Raw genomic sequence first — 6,000 nt, 5'->3', positions numbered from 1 at the left:
CCACTCAATTAGTTCGTGAAAACCAAACGATTGTGGTTGAGAATTTAGCCGTCAAGAATATGGTCAAAAACCCCAAGTTATCTCAGGCAATATCTGACGTTAGTTGGGGAGAAATCACTCGACAATTAGCCTATAAATGCCTTTGGTACGGAAGAAATTACATCGAAATAGATAGATGGTTTCCTAGCTCTAAAAGGTGTAGTAATTGCGGGTATATTGCTGAGAAAATGCCGTTAAATGTTCGAGAGTGGGACTGTCCAGACTGTGGGACGCACCATGACCGAGATATTAACGCCAGTAAAAATATTTTGGCCGCAGGGCTTGCGGTGTCAGTCTGTCGAGCGACCATAAGACCAGAACAGAGTAAATCTGTTAAGGCAGGTGCGAAAAATCCTTCGGGACCCCAAGCAGAAACCTAAATCGTGAGGTTTGGGAATCGCCGTCCGTTTTACGGCGGCGAGGATGTCAACATTCCTTACATCAAAACAGCACAATTACCTGTTATCTCCCGAAATAACAAACTACCATCGGTCAAATTGAGCAGCGGATCGGCAGCCCGTTCGGGATGGGGCATCATTCCTAGCACATTTCCTGCTTTATTGGTAATTCCTGCAATATTATTTAACGATCCGTTAGGATTTCCTGACTCATTTACCTCTCCTGTGGGAGTGCAGTAACGAAAGAGAATTTGACCGTTATCCTCCAGGGATTTTAACGTATCTTCTGCGGCATAATAACGCCCTTCCCCGTGAGCAATGGGCAAATTAAGCACCTGTTGTGGTTGATAGCCTCGCGTCCAGACAGATTGATTATTTTCCACTTTTACCGGCACTCGATCGCAAATAAAATGTAAATCGCGATTACGAATTAACGCACCGGGTAGCAGCCCAATTTCCGTTAATACCTGAAAACCATTACAGATGCCTAAAACTAATTTACCTTTTTCGGCTTCTTCTCGGACAGTTTTCATCGCTGGCGAAAATCGAGCGATCGCACCACAGCGCAAATAATCGCCGTAACTAAATCCCCCCGGCACCACAATCACATCCACATCCCCTAGATCCGTCTCTTGATGCCAAATATAGCGGGTGGGTTGCTGAAAAATACCCTCTGTCACCGTTGCCACATCTCGATCGCAATTCGATCCGGGGAAAACAATAATCCCAAACTTCATAATTTTTAACTTGGTTAAGTTTTTTAGCAGAAGGTGACAGATAAATTTTAATTATTTGCCCTACCTCCCGTCTTCTGACTTCTATCTACTGACAATGCAAATCAAAGCGATAATTTTCAATTACAGGATTAGCCAATAGTTGATCGCACATTTGATCCAATTGTTCGCGGGCGCTGGTTTCGTCTGCTGCTGTCACGGTAAGCTCAATATACTTACCAATTCGCACCCCGGCCACAGTATCATAACCTAATTGCTTTAATCCCGACTCTACCGCTGTACCCGCCGGATCGAGAACCGAAGGGCGCAGGGTAACATAAATAAAGCACTGATAATTTTTTGGCATAGAATTAACTTTGATCGCTGACCTTTTTGATATGAAATCCCAACGCACCCGATCGCAAGAGCGCATTATCCACTTACTCAAAACCTTAAATCGGGCAGTATCCGCTCAGGAATTGTTTGTGGAACTCCGTCAGCGTGACCAAAATATGGGGTTAGCCACTGTTTACCGCGCCCTAGAATCCCTAAAATTACAGGGTGCAGTGCAGGTGAGAACCCTAGCCACAGGAGAATCCCTCTACAGTTCCGTTCAGCAGGATCAACACCATCTTACCTGTATTCATTGCGGTCGGTCTATCGTCTTTAATGAGTGTCCCGTTCATGAATTGGAAGAAAAACTCGAAAAATCCCACCAATTCAAGGTTTATTACCATACTCTCGAATTTTTTGGACTTTGCGATCGCTGTCAACCCAGCTAAGTGTGGTGTGTACTACATTTAAACTGCTGATCGGGAAAATTTTAGTACAAATGCTCGGGCTGGCAACTCCAGAGCCGTCTTAGAACAGTTAAACTGTTGTTTGTCCCTGGGCTGTTTTCAGGGGGATTAACTCCGGTTGACTGTATTGATGATGACTGTTGAGGGGGGATAACAAGGGGAAAAAGAGCTGATGTAAACTAATTAATTGAGCGAGGGTTTTCTTGAGATGGGTACGGGGAACGATCGCATCGACAAACCCGTGTTTTAATAAGTATTCCGATGTTTGGAAACCTTCCGGCAATTTCTCGCGCAAAGTCTGTTCAATTACCCGTTTACCAGCAAAACCGATAGTAGCCTTCGGTTCAGCGATAATAATATCTCCCAACATGGCAAAACTGGCCGTGACTCCTCCCGTGGTGGGATTAGTCAAGACGGGAATATAGAGTAATTTTGCCTCCCGGTGCCGGTTAAGAGCGCCAGAAATCTTGGCCATCTGCATTAAACTTAACATTCCTTCCTGCATTCTCGCTCCGCCGGAAGCGCAGATGATCACCAGGGGTAAACTTTCATCAGTAGCGCGTTCCGTCAAACGACAGAGTTTTTCTCCCACCACCGATCCCATGCTACCCCCCATAAAACGGAAGTCCATCACCCCTAAAGCGAAGGGTAAACCGTCGATCGTCCCCATTCCCGTCCGGACAGCATCCGTCAGACCGGTTTTTTCTTGGGTTTCCCGCAGGCGATCGCTATAACTTTTCCGATCGCGAAATTTGAGCGGATCCGTCGGTCGAATCTGTTCATCAAGGGAATTCCAAGTATTAGCATCCACTAACTGGCGAATTCTTTCTTCACTTTCCACCCGATTATGATGACCGCAATCGAGACACACCAGTTGATTAGCTAATAAATCCTTCGTATAGGCCAAAACGCCGCAATTGGGGCATTTTGTCCATAAACCGTCGGCTATTTCCCGCTCCTGTTGTTGTTGAACCTTGGGTTCTGTTTTTTGGCGATTTGCAAACCAATCAAATAGAGACATAGTTTAAAATAAAGATAATTTATCGACTTTCTTCTAGAGGACTTAATAACAAAAGTGCTGTCCAGCGATCTTGGGGACGTACTTGTAGAGCGGACTGATGACCCTGGCCGCAATAAATACCAGGGCCAATAGCGATAACGCGACTGGGGATGTCGTGAGCTTTGAGCATTTCCTGCAGCCAATCGGCTTCCCAACTACTGGGGGTTGTTCTAATGGTGATCCAAGACACGGAAGACTATTGTATCAAGATTTAATTACAGGATAACTTTTTTACAACAAAGGGAAAAAAATGGTTTGATAGGCTGAGATGATCTTATCACTCCAAAAGACACTCATCAGAGCGCCGAGGGCAAGAAATGGCCCAAAGGGTATAGCTTGTTTTTTCCCCATTTTACCAAGAAAAATGCCCATAATACCGATCGCCGCCCCAATAGCGCAGGCCAGAAAAGCGGTGACTAATAATGCTTGCCATCCTAACCAAGCACCGATCATGGCCGCTAATTTCGCATCTCCTCCCCCCATGGCCTGTTGTCCGAGAGCAAAACTCCCCCCCCACCGGATTAGATCAAATAACCAGACTCCTAAAACCGCACTAGCGATCGCTGAAAAAAGATAGACAACACTTTGATTATTTTGCCAACCTAAAAGAGTCTGAAAAACTATCCCTAAAACTAATCCCGATTGGGTGAGGGAGTTAGGAAGCGTCATCGTGTCAAAATCAATCAAAGCTAAAGCTAATAACCAACTGAGGAGAATCCAATAGCCGAGGGTCTGCCAAGAAAAGCTAAAATCTCCTAAAACCAGACAAAATAACAAACCGGTAAAAGTTTCGACCGCTGGATAACGGACAGAAATCGGGGTTTTGCACCAGCGACAGCGACCCCCTAGCCATAACCAGCCGAAAACGGGTATATTCTCGCTTTTCCCCAACCTATGGTGACATTTCGGACAGTGGGAAGGGGGATAAACTAGAGATATCCCCTGAGGTAATCTATAGATGACCACGTTTAAAAAACTGCCCACCGAGGCACCCAAAGCGAAGACAAAGGCAAAAGTAACTAGATGAAAGAGGGTTTCCATCCTTAAACTGGCAGATAATTGATTAGTTTGTCATCGCCTATTATAGGTGATAAAGATGCCACTATCTCCCCTCTTAAGCATCCAGTAATAATATTTCAGGTTCATCCCTAAAGGTGAATTTTCTTCTGGGCTTTTTTAGTGGATAATTAGCGGGGATAACCCTACATAATGGGTGTAAAACCGCACTATCAGCCCCAAGGGGAACCTGACAAAATTAAACTATCGCAGTCAACGAGGACAAATTAATGAAACCGATTGTTGAATCTTTTTACAACTGGTACAGCAGCAAAATTACTCACCCTAAATATCGTTGGATTATCATTCTGGGAACTATGGTTTATCTTTTTAGCCCCCTCGATATTTCTCCTGACATTTTCCCGATTATTGGTTGGATCGATGATGGTATTGTCCTCACCCTTTTAACCACGGAATTATCGCGATTAGTTCTTGATTATCGCACTCGCCGTCCCGGGAGAGTAAATAATCAAACTGAAGTTTCTTCCCCAACCAATACCGTTGATACCGATGCTGTGGAAGTCAGAAGTTAGAATTCGGAAGTCTCAATTTTGACTTCTGAATTCAGGAGATTGCTGTTATTTACTCTCCCCCCGCAACGCCCACGAATTGGTCTCCTCACACCCCACAGCCCATCGGGAGCATCTCACCTTTGTAACCCCTAAATCAGGTTTTTATGTCAAGCTATTTTGAAAGCATTGCTAGAAACCAGTTTTATGGATAAGTATAATTACTCGCTTGCATAAATGAGATGCTCTCCCCTCGCCCCGCGTTCGGTCAGCTTTTTTTAGTTCGAGCAATGCCATACGCCAGTGTGGAAATTTTCTTACCCATCGCATCATACAGGTTCAATTCATCGCCAGCGTCATTCCAAATAGCCGTTTTACTGGCAAAAGAAAAACCACCAGTTTCAGAATGTACTTCGTTGGTATAAACCCGAAAAGTCTTGCCAGACGCTAAAACAGTATTTGCTGGGAAAGTAAATTGCTGCCTGGCACTGCCGACCGAAGTGATTTTCCAACCTGAAATATTGACGGGATGATTGCCGCGATTGCTAAGCTCAACATATTCGTCAGATTGTGTTTTCTTAACCAGTCCTTTATAAACCAAGTTAGACATAAACACGTCATCCTCTGCGGTGATGCTAAACTCTTCTGTTTCGATGGTCTTCGGTTTAGGTGGCTCAGAAGTTGCTGGCGAAGGCGTAGGTTCAGACCGTGCTGGTGCATTTGGATTAATATAGTCTGCGGTTGCAATCAGCCCTTGATTACTACCAGTCATTACAATGTTGGCAGTGGCATTTGGTAATAAACTGATTGAATTGCCGTTGTTTTGATAAAGGGTTTTCACATTGCTAAACAATGGATGGCTTGGGCTGGTAACCGCTAGGCTACCACTGATGTTGTTATAAACGCCGTCAAATTTCAAACCAAAAGCTGTCAAAAACGTATTCCATTGACGCGCCTCTGCTTGGCTGCCACCATGCCCTGTGCCTGCGCAAAGATAGACTTTACCGCCGTTTTTGACATAATCAATTAATACTTGATTATCAACTGGGTCGCCACCTACAAAAATGGCATCATATTGAGCCAATGCTACCGCATTAATGGCAATGTTCATGCCTTTTGTCCAAGTATGCCCAGCACCAGTCATGGTACGCTCAAGCGTTGCGCCGACCAATCCAAAGTTATTGGACAAAACATGAAATTTTCCCTGTGTCGTTCCTACAAAATATGTGGCAACATTCAACGCAAAAGTCGCGGTATCAGATACCGATTGAAAACCAGCATCGCTTAAAACCCACTCGTCATTATGAACAATAATTCGACCATTGGCTGGTTTTTCGATTGGTACAAACACGGGGGCATCATCGCCGCCCGTAATGGTTGATTTTGATTTTGTCATAATAATTTTCTCCAATGACTAACTGCATA

Annotated in this window: 9 protein-coding genes; 3 read left to right on the top strand and 6 right to left on the bottom strand. The window is 44.5% G+C overall.

Going from position 1 to position 6,000, the window contains the following annotated elements:
- Positions 1-419, top strand: a 419-nt coding sequence (locus tag IM507_RS21135; RefSeq protein ID WP_287637688.1) for an RNA-guided endonuclease TnpB family protein, incomplete at its 5' end; no start/stop codon positions are given.
- A 56-nt stretch (positions 420-475) separates the two neighbouring features.
- Here the strand turns inward: IM507_RS21135 and purQ are convergent.
- Both purQ and purS read right to left on the bottom strand, forming a co-directional pair.
- On the bottom strand, positions 476-1,174 hold the full coding sequence (gene purQ / locus IM507_RS21130; RefSeq protein WP_002732490.1) for a phosphoribosylformylglycinamidine synthase subunit PurQ: 699 nt from the start codon (positions 1,172-1,174) through the stop codon (positions 476-478).
- 85 nt (positions 1,175-1,259) lie between these two features.
- Entirely contained in the window at positions 1,260-1,517 is a 258-nt protein-coding gene (purS, locus tag IM507_RS21125) for a phosphoribosylformylglycinamidine synthase subunit PurS (protein WP_002732994.1), read from the bottom strand.
- A gap of 31 nt (positions 1,518-1,548) precedes the next feature.
- On the opposite strand from purS, the gene IM507_RS21120 reads away from it, so the two are divergent.
- Positions 1,549-1,932, top strand: a complete 384-nt coding sequence (locus IM507_RS21120; protein ID WP_002734059.1) for a Fur family transcriptional regulator — start codon at positions 1,549-1,551, stop codon at positions 1,930-1,932.
- 88 nt (positions 1,933-2,020) lie between these two features.
- Here the strand turns inward: IM507_RS21120 and accD are convergent, their stop codons facing one another.
- The 3 genes from accD to IM507_RS21105 are packed head-to-tail and all read right to left on the bottom strand — an operon-like array spanning position 2,021 to position 4,051.
- Positions 2,021-2,971: an acetyl-CoA carboxylase, carboxyltransferase subunit beta gene (gene accD, locus IM507_RS21115; RefSeq protein WP_149107427.1), complete on the bottom strand. Its 951-nt coding sequence runs from the start codon at positions 2,969-2,971 to the stop codon at positions 2,021-2,023.
- Between the two features lie 19 nt (positions 2,972-2,990).
- A complete protein-coding gene (locus IM507_RS21110; protein ID WP_069475525.1) occupies positions 2,991-3,200 on the bottom strand; it encodes a hypothetical protein in 210 nt (69 codons plus the stop codon).
- Positions 3,201-3,241: 41 nt separating this feature from the next.
- Positions 3,242-4,051, bottom strand: coding sequence for a prepilin peptidase (locus IM507_RS21105; protein WP_069475526.1), 810 nt, complete (start codon positions 4,049-4,051; stop codon positions 3,242-3,244).
- Between the two features lie 245 nt (positions 4,052-4,296).
- Here IM507_RS21105 and IM507_RS21100 point away from each other — a divergent pair, with 245 nt between their 5' ends.
- Positions 4,297-4,599: a YkvA family protein gene (locus IM507_RS21100; RefSeq protein ID WP_002732007.1), complete on the top strand. Its 303-nt coding sequence runs from the start codon at positions 4,297-4,299 to the stop codon at positions 4,597-4,599.
- 244 nt (positions 4,600-4,843) lie between these two features.
- Here the strand turns inward: IM507_RS21100 and IM507_RS21095 are convergent, their stop codons facing one another.
- Positions 4,844-5,971, bottom strand: a complete 1,128-nt coding sequence (locus tag IM507_RS21095; protein ID WP_002734271.1) for a lamin tail domain-containing protein — start codon at positions 5,969-5,971, stop codon at positions 4,844-4,846.
- Positions 5,972-6,000: the final 29 nt, after the last annotated feature.

The sequence above is a fragment of the Microcystis sp. M20BS1 genome (assembly GCF_020245305.1).
Lineage (GTDB): Bacteria > Cyanobacteriota > Cyanobacteriia > Cyanobacteriales > Microcystaceae > Microcystis > Microcystis ichthyoblabe_A.
The sequence above is the reverse complement of the archived record's forward strand: the minus strand, read 5'-3'. Positions and strand labels throughout refer to the sequence as shown.

Bases quoted from the DNA above. Each gene is read 5' to 3' on its own strand.
- purQ (WP_002732490.1), bottom strand. From the start codon at position 1,174: ATGAAGTTTGGGATTATTGTTTTCCCCGGATCGAATTGCGATCGAGAT.
- purS (WP_002732994.1), bottom strand. From the start codon at position 1,517: ATGCCAAAAAATTATCAGTGCTTTATTTATGTTACCCTGCGCCCTTCG.
- IM507_RS21120 (WP_002734059.1), top strand. From the start codon at position 1,549: ATGAAATCCCAACGCACCCGATCGCAAGAGCGCATTATCCACTTACTC.
- accD (WP_149107427.1), bottom strand. From the start codon at position 2,971: ATGTCTCTATTTGATTGGTTTGCAAATCGCCAAAAAACAGAACCCAAG.
- IM507_RS21105 (WP_069475526.1), bottom strand. From the start codon at position 4,051: ATGGAAACCCTCTTTCATCTAGTTACTTTTGCCTTTGTCTTCGCTTTG.
- IM507_RS21100 (WP_002732007.1), top strand. From the start codon at position 4,297: ATGAAACCGATTGTTGAATCTTTTTACAACTGGTACAGCAGCAAAATT.
- IM507_RS21095 (WP_002734271.1), bottom strand. From the start codon at position 5,971: ATGACAAAATCAAAATCAACCATTACGGGCGGCGATGATGCCCCCGTG.